Source organism: uncultured Thiodictyon sp. (assembly GCF_903828115.1).
Classification (GTDB): Bacteria; Pseudomonadota; Gammaproteobacteria; order Chromatiales; family Chromatiaceae; genus Thiodictyon.
Map to the genome: position 1 here is coordinate 22,301 of NZ_CAIKKU010000882.1, position 17,519 is coordinate 39,819.

Consider the following 17,519-nt stretch of genomic DNA (forward strand, 5'->3'; position numbering starts at 1 on the left):
CAAGCGCCTAGCGCGAGAGCGCGGCGAGGGCGCCCAGGACGGCGGGCCCGAGCACCACCAGGAAAAAGCTCGGCATGATGCACAACATCAGGGGGAGCAACATCAGGGTGCCGACCCGGGCCGCTTGCTCTTGGGCGCGCTGCAGGCGTTTATCCCGCAGCTCGTCGGAATAGATGCGCAGGGTGTCGGCAATGCTGGTGCCGAAACGCATGCCCTGCAGCAGCGTGGTGACCAGGGACTGGATGTCCTCGAGCCCGGTGCGCTCCTCCAAGTCCTTCAGCGCCGCGCGGCTGTCCATCCCGGCGCGGGTCTGCAGCGGGAACTGGGCGAGTTCGTCGGCCAGATCCGGGTGCGGAATAGAGAGCTCACTCGCGACCCGCTGTATACTTGCGCTGAGACTCAGGCCGGCCTCGGAGCAGACCACCAGAAGGTCCATGGCGTCTGGTAGGCCGCGCCGCAGGCGTTCCTGACGCCGTCGTGCGAACCAGGCTAGTAGCAGGTCAGGGGCAATGTAGCCAACGCCGGCGGCAACCAGGGCATAGGGCAGGACCACGTCGAGGGGCATGGCCAGCGCGACGTTCAGCACCCCCAATACCAGCAGGGGTGTAAGCACCATCGCGGCGAGTTTAACCCCGTAGAAAACCCGGATCGCACCCTCGGTGCGCCAATCGGCATGCCGCAGCAAGGCCGCGGTCTTATTGCGCCTGCTATCTCCCTTCGGCACGAGCAAGTCACCGAGTGACGCAATGGCACTAGGTGACAGGTTCTTGCGGGCGAGCGGACCGCGCGGCGTCTCAGAAATCGAAAGCACCCGCTTGCGCATCGGATCGGAAAGGCCGTTCACCAGGGCAGCGACGGCCAGGACGACGAGGAACACCGCTCCCCCGATCAGCGTGGCATAGATGAGCCGCAAGCGCTCGGGGTCGTCCGAGAGGCTGTCCAGCCAGGCAGTGATGGTGGTGATCCAGTCCATATACGCCGCTTGCTCAGATGTCGATGTGTGAAATACGGCGCATCCAGAGGATGCCGACCACCATGAGCCCAAAGGCCCCTAGGATCAGCTTGCGGCCGGTCGGGTCCTGGGTCAGTTGCGGGAGGAAATCCGGGGCGACCAGTGATAGAAGCCCTGCCATAAAGAAGGGCAACAGCGACATGATCTGGCCCCCCAGCCGTCCCTCGGCGCTCAGGGTGAGCATGGTGCGCTGGAAGCGGAAACGTTGGCGCACCACCCCTGCGAGCTTGTCCAGCACCTCCGCGAGGTTGCCGCCCGTGTCCCGCTGGATCAGGACCGAAGTCACCATCGCCGTCACGGCGACGCTCGGCACCCGCTCCAACAGGCCGAGCAGGGCACCGCGCGCGTCGCCGCCGTAGTTGATCTCCGTGTAGACGATGCCGAATTCTTTGCCCACCGGTTCCTTCATCTCCTGGGCGACGAGATTCAGGGCCTCGGTGAAGGGCAAGCCGGCCCTCATGGCACGGGCCGCGGTGGTGAGGGCGTCTGGAAGTTGCTCCTCGAAGCGCGCCAGGCGCTTGGCACGTTTGTGCCTCAGCAGCAGGAGCGGCAGGGCGCCGACCAGTACGGCGATCAGCAGACCGCTGAACCCCGAGTTGAGAACATAGCCGGCGGCACTCCCGGCGGCCGCCGCGGCGGCTAGGCTGGTCAGTGCCGCCCGTTGGGGCTGTTGGCTGGAGCCGGCCTGCTCGATCAGCGACTGCAGGCCGTCCATACCGGGCAGGCCCCGCAGCCGCAGTTCCCAGGGGGATAAGTCCTTCAGGTAGTGTTCGCGTACCAGAGAGAGGTGCTGGCTCCCCTGTGGGTCCACGGACAGGTTGCGGATGCGTTCGCGCAGGCGCCGACGGGAGCCGCGACCGCCCATCGCCGGTCCGGCGAAGGCCTGCAGCAGCAGGAAACCGATGAAGAAGATCATCAGGAAGAAGAGGGATTGATCGGACATGGTGACTTCCGCTTCGGCCCCGGCTCGGCTAATCGCCCTGGGTCGGGTCGAAGACCTCGAGCCCCAAGTCCAACCCGCGTCGCCGCAATTGCTCGTGAAACCGGGGAACGACACCGGTGGCTTTGAAGTGTCCGAGCACCTTGCCGTCACGGTCGAGTCCCTCACGCTCGAAGCGGAAGATCTCGGACATGGTGATGACCTCGCCCTCCAGACCCGCGATCTCCTGAATGCTCACGATGCGCCGCCGTCCGTCCTCGTGCCGCTCGAGCTGCACCACCAGGTCCAGCGCGGAGGCGATCTGCGCGCGCAGTGAGCGCGTCGGGAGGTTGATCCCGGACATGGCCACCATGTTTTCAATGCGGGTGAGTCCGTCCCGCGCCGAGTTGGCATGGATGGTCGCCAGCGAGCCGTCATGTCCGGTATTCATGGCCTGGAGCATGTCCAGGGCCTCAGCCCCGCGCACCTCGCCCAGCACGATGCGGTCCGGGCGCATGCGCAGTGAGTTGCGCAGCAGGTCACGCTGAGTGACCTCGCCGCGACCCTCGATGTTGGGGGGGCGGGTCTCCAGGCGGATGACGTGGGGCTGCTGCATCTGCAGCTCCGCGGAGTCCTCGATGGTGATCACCCGCTCATCCGCCGGGATGAAGCCCGAGAGTACGTTGAGCAGGGTGGTCTTGCCCGTCCCGGTGCCCCCGGAGATCAGGATGTTCTGCCGTCCGCGCACGACGGCGTCCAACACCCGCGCAATGTTGGCCGTCATCGTGCCCAGTTCGATCATGCGCCCGGTGGTGAGACGATCCACGGCGAACCGGCGGATCGACATCACCGGGCCATTCAGCGCCAGGGGCGGGATGATGACGTTGACGCGGGAGCCGTCCGGGAGGCGCGCGTCCACCATGGGGGAGGACTCGTCGATGCGTCGCCCGACCCGCGAGACCACGCGGTCGATGATCGTCATCAGATGGCGTTCACTGTCGAAGCGCACGTTGGAAAGCTCAAGCTTGCCGCGGCGCTCCAGATAGATCTGATCCGCACCGTTGACCAGGATGTCGGAGATCGTCGGGTCCGCCAGCAGGCCCTCCAGTGGCCCCAGGCCCAGGATCTCGTTCTCGATCTCTTTAATGATCCGCTGACGGGTCGGGATGTTGTACGGCAGGGACTCGGCCGTGAGCAGGCGCTCGACCACTGCCTGGATCTGGGTGCGGGCCTCAGTGTCCGTCAGGTTGGCCAGCAGCGACAGGTCCATGAGCTTCACGACCCGCTGCAGGATCTCCTGTTTGACCTCCTGCTCACTACTGGAGGGTCCGGCGCTGAGGCGTCCGCCCAGGCCGCGGCGGTGCAGTGGATTGTCCTCGCTGCCGACGGGGCGGGAGGCGAGGCCGGAGGGTCGGCTGCTGGGGGAGTCCATGGTTCAGTACCTCAAGTGTGCTTGCCCGCGAGCCAAGACCAGGGGCCGCGGGCTTGCGGTACCCGTGGCGCCCCCGGGAACGACAGCGATTCGACCAGGCCCTTCAGGGCCTTGCAGAGGGGCGAACCGGGCGCCTGCTCCAGCAGCGGGATGCCCAGGTTGATGCTGTCCGCGACGCGGCGGTAGTCGTTGGGCAGGGTCTCGACGCGCAGTCCCGGCAAGGCCTCCGTGAAGTCCTTGAGGGTCACCTCGCCCCGCTTCTCGAAGCGGTTGATGACTACGATCAGGCGGTGGGATGCGACGCCCACCTCGCCGCGGAGCAGGGCTGCCAACCGCTTGAGCTCGTGCAAATGGGCGACCGTCTGCTGTACGACCAGCATGACCAGATCGGAGCGATCGAGCACCGCCGCGGTGGCCCGATCGATGCGCCGCGGCAGGTCGATGACCAATTCCTCATAGGCATCATCCAGGACCGCGAACAGTTTGGCGACGCGCTCCTCGTGGATGTCCTCCGGCAGCACCATGCCTTCGGCGGCCGCCGCAAGCAGGTAGAGACCGCTCGGGTGCTGCTGGGTATAACCCTGCAACGCCGTTGCGTCGAGCGTGTCGACCAGCTCCAGGGCGCGGACCAGACCGTTGCGCGACTGCAGATTGAAATAGGTGGGGAGGCTGCCGAACTGCAACTCGAAGTCCAGCAGCACGGTGCGCCGACCCTGGCCCTTGGCCAGGATGTGGGCGAAATTGGCGGCGCAGAAGCTGGCGCCGCTGCCCCCTTTCGCGTTCATGAAGGTCGTGACCCGGGCCGACAGGGCGCCGCGGCGCTCGTACTCCTCCGTGGCCACCCGGTCCAGCGCGGGGATCAGATCGGTGGCGCTCACCGGGATGGAAAAGAAGTCGCGGGCACCGATCCGCATGGACATGCGCAGCAGTTCCAGGTCGCCGGGTAACCCCACCACCAGGAGCGGCTTATTCGCCATGGTGCCGGGCTGAAAGCATGCCTCCAGTGTGCTGCGCCAATCCTCGCCCACCACCAGCACGATCGCATCGCAGGATGCTTGAAGGTCTGACAGGGGCAGGGTCTCGCCGGTGTTCACCGGCCTGGTGGTGACCAGCAGTTGACGTTGTTCGGCAAGCAGTGTCTCGACCTGGGTCAGGGTCTGACCGGGGTGTCCGGCGAGCAAGACTTTTAAGGCGTGGCGCATAGCATTGGTTCGGAAGCGGCGGCCGGGTGGTGGGTCCGCCCGGGTATTGGGTTGAGTGGGTGAGCAGGGTGCGGAATCACTGCCCGAGCCTGATAAGCAACGGAGGCGCCTCGACCTTCTTGCGCACCGCCACGTCCTCCCGGTAGGCCTTGAGTGCCGCCGCGGCCTGCACCCCGTCGAGTCCAGTCCCGGCGGTCCCGGGGTGCGCGGTCTGCTGCGCGATCGTCAGGCGCACCGACTCGCCGAAGGTCGCGTTTGCCTCGCGCTCCTCATCGTTCGCGCAACCGGCGACCAGGGCGGCGAGGGTGACCAGGGCGCAGCGGGTGAGATGTGGGTGGGTTGGCATGGGCGTTACCGAAGAGGCTGTAAGGTGTTCCCCCGACCTAAAGATCATGGCCGAAAAATCCCTCGCTCCCTGATTTGTCCGGCCCGAGCGTTCCGGTGGGGGTGCTGTCACCCGGTTGGTGTTTGCGGCCCTGGGTCCGTCCCATCAGGTAGAACTCGAGGTCGCTTGGTTCCACAAAGCTGTCGGTGGGCAGTTTCACCTGTTGGGGGTCGAATGAGCGGGCGAGCCTCGGGGTGACGAAGATCACCAGCTCAGTCTGCTTCTTGACGAACTCCTGACTGCGAAACAGCATGCCAAGGACCGGGATTTCGCCGAGCCCGGGGAACTTGTCCACATTCTCGCGCAGGCTCTCGTTGATCAGGCCGGCGATCGCGATGGTCTGCCCGCTCTTGATTTCCACCGTGGAGTCGGCATTACGGGTGGTGAGGGCCGGGATGTAGAAGTTGGACCCAGTCGCGCCGGTGGGCAGGGTTACGCTGTTCGTGGTGGTCAGGTCAGAGACTGAGACGTTCAATTTCAGGCTGATCACCCCCGAATCGAGCACCACCGGAACGAACGTCACGATCACCCCGAACTGTTTGTACTCGATGGAGGTTCCATTGTTGCTGCCCTGCGATACTGGGATTGGAAACTCCCCGCCCGCCTGGAATTTGGCCTGCTGGCCACTGAGCGTAGTCAGGTTGGGCTCGGCGAGGATTCTGGCCAGGCCATTATTCTTGGCGGCGTCGATCACCAGGTTGAACAGGAAATTGCCGCTCAGGGACTGGAGGAAGACGGCCGTGTCCTGGACGGTCGTCTTGCCCGGCGCAAATTCCGGGACCGCCGGCCCCCACATGCCGGTGTCTGCGAATTGGGGCCGACGCACGTCGCCCAGCACCGGGTCTTTGAAGATTGCGTCTGGGAAGGTAGTGCCGCTGCCCGCGGTCCCGATCTTGATGCTCCCGCCGTTGCCAAACCCGGTAAAGTTGATGTCGAGCCGCTTGACCAGGTCGCGCGAGACCTCGGCGACCTTGACCTCCAGCAGCACCTGTTGGGAGCCGCCGATCTGGATCATGTTAAGGACCTTGCCCTTGCCCTGGTCCTTGGCCGCCGCGTCCGCGAAACTCTGCGCGACTTGTGCGGCAGCCTCCGCCTTCTGCGGGCTGGACACAGTACCGCTGACCACGACGGCTCCCTGGGCAGAGCGCACTTGGACCCGCTCCCCAGGCAGGATCTCATGGAGGTGGGACTTCAACAGTTCCAGGTCGGGGGTCACGTCCAGGGCGATCGTGCCGCGCACCTGGTCCTTGGCGTCCCAAAGGATCAGGTTGGTGCTCCCGACTTCCTTGCCGACCACATAAATCTGGCGTGGGTCCAGCACCAGGATGTCGGCGATGTTCGGGGCTGCGACCGACACCCGCGCGGCCTGAGTGCGGAGTTTGATGACCCGCGACTGATTCAGGGCCAAGGTCACTGTTTCGCGATTGCCATAGGCGTTGTCGGCGGCGCTTTGCACCGCGTGGGCGCGTCCCCCAGGTCCCCGCGCCTGCAATGGTTGCAGGGGCTGAAGCAGCAGCAGCGCACAGACACCCGCGGCGAGCGCTCGTCGCCGACCTGGTGCAGGGCGCTCGTCCATCATCACCGCAGTTCCCCAGTCGGCTCTTGGCCCTCGGGTGCGGTCTTGAAGAGTGACTGTAGCGGCTCCCAGGTGATCTCGCCGAGCTGGTTCCCCCGGATCACCGCCACGGTCCGGCTGCGGTCGAGCGGCGGCGGGGCCGCGGGTTTGATGGTCGTGGCGGCTGTGCCCGCCGGGGCCACCGGCTCAAGCGCATTACCTTCCCCGGGTTTGCGCAGCGTAAACTGCACGCTCCCATCTCGGGTCGCATTCACGATCTGCTCCGCCTGTGCGGGATCGACTTCCAGGGTCACCACACTCGCGATGGTCGGATCGGTCTTGTCGGGCGAGGCGGTCTGGTTGACCGCCAGCACCTTTAAATCCCGCAGCATGGTCCGGGTGTCCTTGCCCTGGGTCACGAGCAGGTCGACCTCGCTGCCGCTGACCAAGAAACCCGCGACACCGACCACATCGTTGCTCCTCACCGCGACCGCGCGTTTGCCTTGCGTGAGTTTGGCGGCGAGTGTGTTGCCGCCCAGCCGCTCGACCACGAGCCCCTCCACCAAATAAGTCCCCCTGCCGATGGCGTGGTCGGCGAACCGCCCGATGACGGCCTTCTCGTCCCTGAACGCCTTCTCGGGTATCAAGGCCGCCGGCACATCGACCATCTTGATCATCGAGGCATCGATCTTGGCCTCATTGGGAATGTCGGTCGCCGCCGCGACCACCCGGGAGAGGTCGGCGCCGCCGCCCGTGGCCATGCGGCTTGCCATCCAGCGGTTGGCCGCGAAGTACGCGACCCAGGCAAGGGCCAGCGCTACCAGCAGCAGCAGTACACTTCGCAACGTCATCTAGCCGCGCCCCTCTGGTTCTTTGTTTGCAGCCGGAAAAACACATTCAACTCGCAACGCGTGCCCCCTCAGCAGCGTCAACACCCGATCTTCCTGTCCATCCCCCGTCCCCCGGTTGCGGGATGGTTGGGGTGGTGGTCTGCAGAGTGACGCGACATTCGAGTCAGGCCTCCGCGCTCCCTGGCGCCACGAAGTAGTTTGCCCAGGCCCAGCGCAGCGCGGTCTCGTCGATCGTGTCCGTGCCCATAGTATACCGCTTGTAATCCAACGCCAGACCAAGAAGGTCGCGCGGGTGGCAGGGCAAGAGTGGTATCCCGTGGTGCGCGTGTAACTCGTCGATGAGCAGGCTTGCCAGGGTCGGGTCCCATGCGACGCCGTTCGTCTCACATGCCTGCTTGAAGATGGCCGCGTACTCCTCCCGCGTGGACGGCTCGAACGCCACCTTGTAGCCGATGCGCCGGAGGAAGGCATCGTCCGCCAAGGCGCGGGGATCGAGATTGGTCGAGAACACCAGTACCAGGTCGAACGGCACGGTGAAGTGCTGCCCCCCCTTGAGCGACAGGTGGTCCAGGCCCTCCTCCAGGGGGACGATCCAGCGGTTGAACAGGGCCGCTGGTGAAGTCCGTTGGCGGCCCAGATCGTCGAGCAGGAGCAGTCCGTTATTGGCGCGCAATTGCAGCGGCGCCCGGTAGAGTCGCACGGCGCTGTCGTAGTGGAGGTCGAGCATGTCGAGGGTCAGTTCGCCCCCGGCGATGACGGTCGGCCGCTCGCACAGCGCATAGCGCCCGTCGAAACCCTGCTGCAACATCAACGCGTTGGTAGGGGTGGACTCCAGCGCCGGTCCCAGATTGTGGTGAACGCCAGGGTCCAGGCAGCGTACCGTGCTCTCCCCGACCGCGATCGCGTAGGGTACCAGAACCGGCTCCCCCAGCAGGCGGTTCAGACGCCGGGCGATGAAACTCTTGCCGGTCCCGCTCGGGCCATAGACGAACAACGGCCGCCCGGAGTTGACCGCCGGGCCCAGGCGATCCAACAGGGCGGGCCGGATCACGGTGTCCGCAAAGGCGGCATGGACCGCGTCCCGGGTGAGAGGGCGCAGGCGCCGCGATTGGGCGCGGACGACTCGCTCATAGTCCGCCAAGGGCACCGGGGCCAGGCCGACATAACCATCCCGCAGCAGGGCCTCAGCCGCGGCACCGCGGCCACGCTCGGTAAGCCCGAAGCGCAGGAAGGGGCTGCCTCCCTGGATGCCCAGCACCTCGACCCGGCCGGCCGCGCGCAGGACCGCGACCAACTCCTCGATCAGGGTGCCCGCCAGGCCGAGACGCCGGGCGAGGCTGCCCAGATCGAGCACACCGGCCTCGGCCAAGTGTTTGGAGATCAGGTCCGTGAGGAAGGGTACTGACAGGCCCGTGGCCGCCGGGGTTGCCGGTCGCGGCGCCAGTTCGCCAGGCGACGGTCCTTGCTGGTCTTGCTGGGAATGCCCTGGTGCGTTCATGTCCGTGTGTTTCTTGGCGGCCTCAGGCATCGATCCTCGACTGTTACAGCGGCCGCAGGATCGCGATGGTACTGCCGATGGCGATCGCTACCGCCAACGGTATAGGTTCAGCCATGAACTCGCCGGGACGCGGCCTGACATAGCTCAGGCGTCCCGTGACCCACAGACAGCGGATCATGCCTGCATAGCGCCCGATTGGCCCGGTCGCGCCCCGGGTCCGCCAGGCCACCAAGCCGTGCAGCACGCTCATGACCCCCGCCGTCAAGACGGCGAACAAGAAGGCCCATAGTAACTGTCGGGGCCCCAGGAGTGCACCGACTGCTCCCATCAACTTAACGTCTCCCGCGCCGGTGGATTGCACCACATAGCCCGGGAGGAGCAGCCCCATCCCCAGCCCTAATCCCACCAGACCCAGCCAAAGACCAGCAAACCCCGAGTCCCAGGCATGGACCAACAGCCCCAAGACTGCACCGGAGACGGACAGTACATTGGGGATCTTGAATGTGCGAAAATCAGCCCAGGCCGCGGACCAGACGACCGTCAGGGTGGCGAGCGGGGCGAAGAGGGATGGTGAGTCGGCCATCAGGCTCCGAAAACCGCCCTTTCGCCAGGGTGCATTGAGGCTGCGAACTCAGCAAACGAGTGAATTATCGCATGGTGCGACCAGTCTGATCGCAGCATCCGCAAGCCAAGCCCGTCACCATGATAACACGATGGCACTAAGCCTAAGCTGAATAGTGAATAATGATCATTCACTGGTACACCCAAGACCTCGGCCCACGGATGGAAAGCGGCTCTTATCGAGATTTCCGGGTTCTGAAAACTGCCCAAGGACTAGGCGACCAGTGCGCCGGGCATTCCCCTGGCTTCATGCGAATCAGGAGATACCCCGCCACCTACGTGTTCGCGCGATCTTCGTCGCCTGCCCCTGGAAGAATTAGGAATTTAGCTGCCTTGCCGAACCCTATTTGATCGTGGTCGCTATCTGGTTAGCCATCGTACTTACGTTCGTACCCAGCAACGTCCACGCAGCGATCGCGGCCGCAACGACCAAAGCAGCGAGCAACGCGTACTCAACGGTCTCGATGCCGTCTTCGTCACGCCAGAATCCTTTCAGCGCGTCTGTACCTTTCATGACCGATTCTCCGGATGTTTTCAGTTGTGAACTGTCCGACGGACCCTGCCAACCAGAGCGGTGGGCTACACGCACCACCGACGGCTAACATCACTAGCAAGCATAACAAATATTCCGGAGAGTGAAATCCTTTTTTTTAAAATTATGTATTGTGTTTTCGCAGGAACACCCCTCGGGTGTGGCGTGGTGTTGTTGCGTCGCTGCCCCGTCTTCTTGCAAAACGGCTTCCGGGAGCGTCAGATGCCGTCCAACCCGTCCTTACGGTGCTTTCCTGAGTCAAATGGATAGGCATGTCCACTAATCTCGAAATTTTACATCCGTTTGAGAAAAAAGAAAAATCCGCTTGTCGTGATTTCGTAGCGCTTTATCCGCGGCGTACGTTGGACGACCGCCCTACGGTCGTGGGTTGCATGGATCTGGCGCCGGAGTATCATCCTGGCGGCGCGCAGTGCCCCGCCGCGATGCGACCGTACAGCAGAAAGTGAAACGCTGCCGGCGGCAGGCTCCGAACGCGGCTGGACGGTGCGCTCAGGGGCACTGTTGTGGCGTCGCGGCGACATCCGCCGGGACTTCAATATCCTGATCTGCGGCGACCCCGCCGAGGCCAACACCATGATCACCTGGACCGCGCGTGTCAGACAGCAAATTCATCAACAACTTGACGCAGTCGTTCGTTAACTATGACCCATGGTCGGCATGCCGTGTCAGGTATGACCGGACTGCGCAGCCGGCTGCGCCCGCGGCGGTCCGCGGCTGGCCCCGGTGGCCCCGGCGGTTTTTGCTGGTGCTCCTGACGCTGGTCTCGGCCCGGGCCAGTGCCATCTCCTTCGATGAGTTGCAGCAGTCCGCGGACGCCGGCGTGCTGCTGGACTGGGGTAAGCGCTACTTCTATGGTGTCCAGGCGCCCCAGAGCGTCGACCGGGCCATTCAACTCTTTTGCCTGGCGGCGCGCCAGGGCAGCGGGGAGGCCCAGTACCGGCTCGGGGACATCTATGCCCGCACCCTGGCAGGCAGGCGCGACGAAGTGCTGGCCGCGGCCTGGTTGTTGAAGGCCGCACGCTCCAAGTACGGCGCGGCCAAGGTGCGGCTTGCTCAGTGGGACCTGACCGCTGCCGAGATTGCGACAGAACCGGAGTGCGTGCTCAGCGGCCAGATGCTGGCAAGGACCCTGCCCCGCCCGCATCCGGTCGCACCGCCATCGATCCCCCCGCTGGCCGGTCCCGTTCCCCCCGGGACCGGGAAGAATCCGCCCGCGGTCCCCAAGGTGACGGGTAAGGCCCCGACGCGAGGGGCGATCGAGCGGCTGGTCCGCCTCCTCGCCCCCGACTTCGGGCTCAACCCTGAACTGGTGCTCGCCGTCGTCGAGGTAGAGTCCAATTTCAGTCCCAGTGCCCAGTCTCCGAAGCGTGCCCAGGGCCTGATGCAACTCATCCCAGCGACGGCCAGGCGCTTCGGCGTCGCGGACCCCTGGGACCCGCACCAGAACCTGCGCGGCGGCATGGCCTATCTGCGCTGGCTGCTCGACCACTTCGACGGTGATCTCCGGCTTGCCCTGGCTGGCTACAACGCGGGTGAGGGCGCTGTGAGTCTCCATGGCGGGATACCGCCCTACACGGAGACCCGAAACTACGTCCGGCGCGTCGCCCGGGTCCTGGGTGTCTCCGAAGACGGTTTGGGCGCGGTCGATACGCGTCCGCGCGGGCAGATGCGGCCCCCTGGCGTGCGCGAAGGGCGTAAGGCGGATGCGCCAGGCGACTGGAGGAGCGGTTTTTTCGCCGTGGGCGAATCCGGCTGAGGACCAGCGGATGTGCTCCCGGAATTCGTGTAACGTCCGCCGCGCGCACCTTCACAGGCTCCGGTTGACCGCAGCGGTGAAGGTTTCGGTCGGCGTCGTGGCGCGCACGGCGCATCCGACGGGTTTGCGGCCGATCCTGCGCTCGCGATCAGTGGTCCGAGCAGCTCGACTCGGGGGTAACAGCCTCGAGCCGCGAGATCAGTGCAATGCCCCACGCAAGCGCAAGGTTTTCGACGACTTGCCCAGTCGCAGTGCAGCGCTCAGTCAGCCCCCTGGCGCCCCGTGACTGACGGCCGACGGACCCTGCTGGTCAAGATGCTGGGCCTCGCGCTCGGGCTGGCCGGGGCTATCTTCCTCGCCGCCGTTGTCTTCGTCGGCACCAGTCTTGAGTACCTCTCCCGCACCGACTTGCAACAGGAGTCACGCCTTGAGGAGCCCCTGCGGGTATTTTCAGCCGATGGCCTGCTGATCGGGGAGTTCGGTGCCGAGCGGCGCCTCCCGGTGCCGTTCGAGTCGCTCCCGCCATCCCTGATCCAGGCTTTCCTGGCGGCTGAAGACAGCCGTTTCTATGCCCACCACGGCATCGACGTGCGCGGTCTCGCCCGCGCCGCCTGGCGCTGGCTCAGGACCGGGGAACGCGCGCAGGGAGGCAGCACCATCACCATGCAACTGGCCCGCAACTTCTTACGTACGCCCGAGAAGACCTTCGAGCGCAAGCTGGCGGAGATGCTGCTGGCGCTGCACCTGGAGCGCACCTTGACCAAGGAGGAGATCCTGACCCTCTATCTCAACCGGGTCTTTTTCGGCCACCGGGCCTACGGGGTGGCGGCGGCCGCCGCCCTTTACTATGACAAGCCGCTGGCGGCCCTGACCCTGGCGGAGTCGGCGATGCTGGCCGCCATCCCGAAGGCGCCCTCCGCGGACAACCCGGTGACCCATCCGGGCCGAGCCCTGGCCCGGCGGGACCACATCCTGGGACGCATGGCGGGGTTGGGATTCATCGATCGAGCGGCCTACCGGGCCGCCCGGGCCGAGCCGGACCAGGCGCGCCTGCACCAGCGCCCCCTGGAACTGGACGCCGGTTATGCCGCCGAGATGGCCCGCCGGGAGCTTTTCGAACGCTTTGGGGAGGATGCCTACCGGCAGGGTTACCGGGTCACCACCACCATCGACGGCCAGCTTCAGCGCGTCGCCCAGGCAGAGGTCAGGGAGGCCATTCTGGACTATGATCGGCGCCACGGGTACCGCGGTCCGGAGGCTCGTCCAGCGGTGATCACCAGCCCGAATGACGGGGCAGAACGGGCAGCACTCGATGTCCTTTTGGGTCAAACGGACAGCCTTCCGGGATTGCGGGTCGGGGTGGTGCGGACCGCCGATGCCCGGCGGGCCGACGTCTTTCTCGGAAACGGCGAACACCTGACCCTCGGGCTCGCGCAGGTGCAATGGGCAAGGCCCTTCCGCAATGCGGACCTGCTGGGCCCTGCACCCCGCCGGGTGGATGCCGTGGTTCACGCGGGGGAGCTGATCCGCCTGCGGCAGGATCAGCGGGGCGGTTGGGAACTCGCCCAGCGGCCCGCTGTTGCCGGTGCCCTGTTGGCGCTCGCCCCCCGGGACGGCGCCATCCGCGCCCTGGTCGGCGGCTATCGATTCGGGGCGGACCAGTTCAATCGGGCCGCCGACGCGCGGCGCCAGCCCGGTTCGGCCTTCAAGCCCTTTGTTTATGCCGCGGCGCTGGAGCGCGGCTGGACCCCGGCCAGCCTGATCCTGGACGCACCCATAGCAGTGCGGATCGGGGCGGGGGAGGTCTGGACCCCGGACAATTCCGACCATCGGACCCTCGGCCCCATCCGCCTGCGTCAGGCCCTTACCCAGTCACGCAATCTGGCCGCGATCGGCCTGCTAAAGCGGGTGGGAATCGACGATGCCCGGACCTTCGCCACCCGCTTCGGCTTCGCGCTGGATGATCTGCCCCGCAACCTGACCCTTACCCTCGGCACCGGCCTCGTCACACTGCCCCAGATGGCAGGGGCCTACGCGGTGTTCGCCAACGGTGGTTTCCGCGTGGAGCCTTACCTGATCGCCCGCATCGAGGACGCCGCCGGGACGACGATCGTCCAGCCCGTCCCCCCGCGCGCCTGTGCCGACTGCTGGTTCCAAGCCCAGGATCCGCCGGCCGCGGACTCGCTCGCCCCCTTGGCCAAGCGGGTCCTGGAGCCCTGGCTGACCTACCAGATACACTCTATGCTGCGAGACGTGGTCACTGTCGGCACCGGCCGCCGCGCCCGTGAGCTACAGCGCTCAGACCTGGCCGGTAAGACCGGCACGACCAACGATATACGTGATGCCTGGTTCTGCGGCTATCAGAAGGATCTGGTGACCGTCGCGTGGATGGGCTTCGACGACTCTGCCCCGCTGGGGCGGGGCGAAACGGGGGGTGAGTCCGCGCTGCGCCTATGGATTGGTTTCATGGGCGAGGCCCTAAAAGGCAGCCCCGAGGCGCTGCTCCCGGTCCCTCCCGGCATGTTGCAGGTCTGGGTCGACAGCACAGATGGCCGCCCCGCGCATCCCGGCGCCGCTGGTGCTATCACCGAATGGGTGCGGGAGCAGGACCAGGGGTCTCTGGCAGGGCCGGACCCGGTTTCCGTGTCCGAGGACGTGATCGATGGGATGCCCCCGCCCATCATCGATGAGGTCTTTTGATATGGGTCCGCAGGCGTCGATCGCCAAGCCATTGCATCGACTCTTTTCCAGCGATTCGGTACCCGCTTGATCCGTCATGTTAATATGAATTCCTGCTATGACTCAGTTTCAGACCGATAGGCACCGCCCGATCACCAGGGGACTGGGGACCCGGTGTGCAGGACTTTCACCGCCGCTTGCAGTCGTCATTCTACTGCTGCTTGGATTATCGCTGGTGGCAAGTGTCAGCGTGGTCCCGGCCGTGCTTAAGGACGGTGCTCAGCGCATGGCTGCGCCGGTATCAAGGACCACCGATATTTCGCTCTATCGGAGCCTCGTCGCACAGGTTCGCGCGGGCAGTGACTATTATGTTGTGGCAACTTCGATGCAGCGAGAGTTGGGCTATCCAATCCGCCCCTTCTTCACCGTTCGGCCGCCAACGCTCACGTGGCTGATCGCGGCACTCTCACCGCTTGGAGCGCAACTATTCATCCTGCTTCTGGTCGCGGCGACCGTCATCGCCTGGACCGTCCGTTTGACCCATAGTATCGATTCCAGCCCCGTGCGGATGATGGCCGGAATCCTATTGATCTTACTTGGCGTGATGCCCGCAACATCCGAGCCATTACTATGGTTCACTGATGTCTGGGCAGGTCTGTTGATCGCCCTATCCCTCGCCCTACACAGCCCGAATCGCTGGTGGCCGAGCGTCGCGGCGGGGCTGGCGGCTATTCTGATCCGTGAGCTTGCCTTGCCCTACCTCCTGGCGATGGGGATCATAGCGGCGCTTTCAGGGCAGCGACGGGAGGCCGTCGGATGGGGCATCGCCGTTGGCGTGTTTGCGGTTGCCTTTATTGGCCACGCCCAAGCCGTCCATGCGCTGATCCAAGCTGCCGATCCCGTCTCGCAGGGATGGAGTGGGCGGGGCGGGTGGGGCATGTTTGTCGCTTCTTGTTGGCAACTGACCACGTTCACGATGTTGCCGGCGATGGCGGTTGCGGTGCTGTTGCCACTCTCCTTTTTCGGTTTGGCCGCATGGAATGCGTCAGTCGCGCTACGCGCCTTCCTCACCCTTTCCGGATATACGCTCTTGATTGCGCTTTTCGCACGCCGGGACAATGGCTATTGGGTCTGGCTGGTCAGTCCACTTTTGGGTCTAGGTCTCCTGTTTCTGCCCTCTGCGGTAGCCGACCTCGTAAGAAGCATACTCAGCCGTTCCGGCGCGGCAGTACTCCGCGCCGAGGGCATCGGCCGTGCCCCCCATCATGAGTAGAGCTTATCTGAATCAGGAGACCAGCGCCTTGGCAGGGGGGGCAAGGACTGTCGATAAAGAGGAACACAATTGAGCGCCTCTCTATTTCGGCAGTTCCGTGTTATGCAACCCTCGGTCAATGCCGGTGCCTTCCATGCCTTATTATGAGATCACTGAAGCGCGTCTCCGACGGATCACCCTAGCCCTTGGCGTTGGGTTATTGTTGGGTGTCTTCTTCTATCTTGGGGCAGGGAAGCGTGAAAACTCATCATTTTTTCAGGGTGACTTCCCGGCATTTTACGCGGCGGCAGAGATCGTCTGGACCGGCAGGGGGGCGGATCTCTATGATTTTGGGCTTCAGCGGGCGCTGGAGAATCGTCATTGGCCTGATCTTGGAGGAGGCTATTATGTCTATCCCTATCCCCCGTTCTTTGCGCTGCTGCTCTCGCCATTTGCCTCGCTCTCACCACTCGTCGCCAAGGGGCTGGCCTCGACATGCCTGTTCACCGCTTTGCTTGTGGCACTGGCTCTTGCCAGAAAATCCAGTGCCTTCGTGCATCGGCATTTCCTCTTTTCGCTGGTCTACCTGTTGACATTCGTGCCGCTTCAGATCGCAATCGTCGGTGTTCAGAATACGGCGCTTTCTATCTTGTGCTTCGCCTTGCTTCACTGGGCATCGCAGAACGGACGCCCGTTGCTGACTGGGCTTTGCGCATCATTGCTCCTTTATAAGCCGCAATTTGGGGCAATTGTCTTTCTGTACCTCCTTGGGCGAGGAAGGCGCAGTGAGTTGATCGGATGGTCCTTTGGCGCCTTGGTCATGTATTTTCTCGGAACCCTGGTACTCGGAGTGTCATGGCCGCTCATTTGGGTTAGGGCCGCATTCCGTTTTGGAGACATCAATTTTACCATCAACGACTATAACATGATCTCTATTGCCGGGGTGATGTATTGGGTCTTCGATGCAGTATTCGGGGTCGGTGCTCCCGGGCTTCCTTGGGCCTATCTATTGTCGGTAACCCTGCTGGCATTCTCAGTATGGTATGTTCGGCGCGACGAACACCGCTTCGTCCTCGTTCCACACCTGGCGCTCTTGTTTTCCCCGCAAACACTGTTTTATGACGTCGCCATTGCGATCTATTGCCTGATGCGCGATCTGCGGCCAAGCGACCCGAGCGATTTCAAGCGCCTCGCCGCAATCTGGATTTACGGTGTCATCGCATTTCTGCTTCGTGACCTTGTTTCGTTTCCGCTCTTCAGTCTTCTGCTGCTAGCGATTCTATGGTTACACTTCCGGAGAATGAACGAGTTGATCCCAGTCCGCGGCTTCCTTGCTTCACCTCCTCAAAGCCCCTGACCAGTGCCACCGACTCAGGACTAGATAGTAGTGGGCGAACCGTCGCTCGTGCGCTAGCCCCGTCGCCCGCAGGACCGCGGCGATCGTGGGCTGCCTTGGGTCAAGAGCGGTCTGGGCAACAGCACCTGCACAGGAATAGCCAAGATCGATTGGATGTCAGCAAGTCTTATTAAGCCGGGAAAACCACCGGCTTTGCCGGGGATACAGCAAAAGTTTGACATTTAAGGGAGTCCATCCAGGAAACTCCGCGTTGTGAGCCGCCAAGCACGCAACACTGGAGAATCCCGATGGACGAACCTGAGAGCCTAAGCCACTCCAAATGGGAGTGCAAATACCATGTGGTCTTTATCCCAAAGTGCCGCCGTAAGACGTTGTACGCGCAACTGCGGCGACACCTTGGCGAGGTGTTCCGGAAGTTAGCCGAGCAGAAGGAGAGTCGCATCTTGG

Annotated in this window: 15 protein-coding genes; 5 read left to right on the forward strand and 10 right to left on the reverse strand. The window is 64.2% G+C overall.

All coding sequences use genetic code 11. The features are described from left to right. Nucleotides 1–7: 7 nt before the first annotated feature. From QZY48_RS33220 to QZY48_RS33265, 10 genes are all read right to left on the reverse strand, one after another. A complete protein-coding gene (locus QZY48_RS33220) occupies nucleotides 8–973 on the reverse strand; it encodes a type II secretion system F family protein (RefSeq protein ID WP_295438852.1) in 966 nt (321 codons plus the stop codon). Between the two features lie 13 nt (nucleotides 974–986). Then, nucleotides 987–1,955, reverse strand: a complete 969-nt coding sequence (locus QZY48_RS33225) for a type II secretion system F family protein (protein WP_295438854.1) — start codon at nucleotides 1,953–1,955, stop codon at nucleotides 987–989. 28 nt (nucleotides 1,956–1,983) lie between these two features. After that, nucleotides 1,984–3,363: a CpaF family protein gene (locus QZY48_RS33230; protein WP_295438857.1), complete on the reverse strand. Its 1,380-nt coding sequence runs from the start codon at nucleotides 3,361–3,363 to the stop codon at nucleotides 1,984–1,986. An 11-nt stretch (nucleotides 3,364–3,374) separates the two neighbouring features. Further along, the gene (locus tag QZY48_RS33235) at nucleotides 3,375–4,565 is read right to left on the reverse strand and encodes an AAA family ATPase (protein ID WP_295438859.1); all 1,191 of its coding nucleotides are present in this window, start codon (nucleotides 4,563–4,565) and stop codon (nucleotides 3,375–3,377) included. Between the two features lie 76 nt (nucleotides 4,566–4,641). Beyond that, on the reverse strand, nucleotides 4,642–4,911 hold the full coding sequence (locus tag QZY48_RS33240) for a hypothetical protein (protein ID WP_295438861.1): 270 nt from the start codon (nucleotides 4,909–4,911) through the stop codon (nucleotides 4,642–4,644). A gap of 37 nt (nucleotides 4,912–4,948) precedes the next feature. After that, on the reverse strand, nucleotides 4,949–6,529 hold the full coding sequence (locus QZY48_RS33245) for a type II and III secretion system protein family protein (RefSeq protein WP_295438863.1): 1,581 nt from the start codon (nucleotides 6,527–6,529) through the stop codon (nucleotides 4,949–4,951). Further along, a complete protein-coding gene (gene cpaB, locus QZY48_RS33250) occupies nucleotides 6,529–7,356 on the reverse strand; it encodes a Flp pilus assembly protein CpaB (protein WP_295438864.1) in 828 nt (275 codons plus the stop codon). The genes QZY48_RS33245 and cpaB overlap by 1 nt, the downstream gene beginning before the upstream one ends. A gap of 163 nt (nucleotides 7,357–7,519) precedes the next feature. Further along, entirely contained in the window at nucleotides 7,520–8,884 is a 1,365-nt protein-coding gene (locus QZY48_RS33255) for an AAA family ATPase (protein WP_295438866.1), read from the reverse strand. A 13-nt stretch (nucleotides 8,885–8,897) separates the two neighbouring features. Continuing rightward, a complete protein-coding gene (locus QZY48_RS33260) occupies nucleotides 8,898–9,437 on the reverse strand; it encodes a prepilin peptidase (protein ID WP_295438867.1) in 540 nt (179 codons plus the stop codon). 381 nt (nucleotides 9,438–9,818) lie between these two features. Beyond that, nucleotides 9,819–9,989 carry a Flp family type IVb pilin gene (locus QZY48_RS33265; protein ID WP_295438869.1) on the reverse strand — a complete coding sequence of 57 codons (171 nt, stop codon included), beginning with the start codon at nucleotides 9,987–9,989 and terminating at the stop codon, nucleotides 9,819–9,821. A 784-nt stretch (nucleotides 9,990–10,773) separates the two neighbouring features. Here QZY48_RS33265 and QZY48_RS33270 point away from each other — a divergent pair. The 5 genes from QZY48_RS33270 to QZY48_RS33290 all read left to right on the forward strand — a co-directional run. Next, nucleotides 10,774–11,784 carry a transglycosylase SLT domain-containing protein gene (locus tag QZY48_RS33270; RefSeq protein WP_295438872.1) on the forward strand — a complete coding sequence of 337 codons (1,011 nt, stop codon included), beginning with the start codon at nucleotides 10,774–10,776 and terminating at the stop codon, nucleotides 11,782–11,784. Between the two features lie 282 nt (nucleotides 11,785–12,066). Continuing rightward, nucleotides 12,067–14,484: a penicillin-binding protein 1A gene (locus QZY48_RS33275; RefSeq protein WP_295438873.1), complete on the forward strand. Its 2,418-nt coding sequence runs from the start codon at nucleotides 12,067–12,069 to the stop codon at nucleotides 14,482–14,484. Nucleotides 14,485–14,698: 214 nt separating this feature from the next. Continuing rightward, nucleotides 14,699–15,736 carry a hypothetical protein gene (locus QZY48_RS33280; RefSeq protein ID WP_295438875.1) on the forward strand — a complete coding sequence of 346 codons (1,038 nt, stop codon included), beginning with the start codon at nucleotides 14,699–14,701 and terminating at the stop codon, nucleotides 15,734–15,736. 133 nt (nucleotides 15,737–15,869) lie between these two features. Further along, complete coding sequence (locus QZY48_RS33285) at nucleotides 15,870–17,072, forward strand: glycosyltransferase family 87 protein (RefSeq protein WP_295438877.1); 1,203 nt, start codon at nucleotides 15,870–15,872, stop codon at nucleotides 17,070–17,072. A 287-nt stretch (nucleotides 17,073–17,359) separates the two neighbouring features. Beyond that, nucleotides 17,360–17,519: transposase (locus tag QZY48_RS33290; RefSeq protein ID WP_295438879.1), on the forward strand; the 160-nt coding region annotated here is incomplete at its 3' end.

Excerpts from the sequence above, each read along its gene's own strand:
- QZY48_RS33220 (WP_295438852.1), bottom strand. The coding sequence starts at position 973 with ATGGACTGGATCACCACCATCACTGCCTGGCTGGACAGCCTCTCGGAC.
- QZY48_RS33225 (WP_295438854.1), bottom strand. The coding sequence starts at position 1,955 with ATGTCCGATCAATCCCTCTTCTTCCTGATGATCTTCTTCATCGGTTTC.
- QZY48_RS33230 (WP_295438857.1), bottom strand. The coding sequence starts at position 3,363 with ATGGACTCCCCCAGCAGCCGACCCTCCGGCCTCGCCTCCCGCCCCGTC.
- QZY48_RS33235 (WP_295438859.1), bottom strand. The coding sequence starts at position 4,565 with ATGCGCCACGCCTTAAAAGTCTTGCTCGCCGGACACCCCGGTCAGACC.
- QZY48_RS33240 (WP_295438861.1), bottom strand. The coding sequence starts at position 4,911 with ATGCCAACCCACCCACATCTCACCCGCTGCGCCCTGGTCACCCTCGCC.
- QZY48_RS33245 (WP_295438863.1), bottom strand. The coding sequence starts at position 6,529 with ATGATGGACGAGCGCCCTGCACCAGGTCGGCGACGAGCGCTCGCCGCG.
- cpaB (WP_295438864.1), bottom strand. The coding sequence starts at position 7,356 with ATGACGTTGCGAAGTGTACTGCTGCTGCTGGTAGCGCTGGCCCTTGCC.
- QZY48_RS33255 (WP_295438866.1), bottom strand. The coding sequence starts at position 8,884 with ATGCCTGAGGCCGCCAAGAAACACACGGACATGAACGCACCAGGGCAT.
- QZY48_RS33260 (WP_295438867.1), bottom strand. The coding sequence starts at position 9,437 with ATGGCCGACTCACCATCCCTCTTCGCCCCGCTCGCCACCCTGACGGTC.
- QZY48_RS33265 (WP_295438869.1), bottom strand. The coding sequence starts at position 9,989 with ATGAAAGGTACAGACGCGCTGAAAGGATTCTGGCGTGACGAAGACGGC.
- QZY48_RS33285 (WP_295438877.1), top strand. The coding sequence starts at position 15,870 with ATGCCTTATTATGAGATCACTGAAGCGCGTCTCCGACGGATCACCCTA.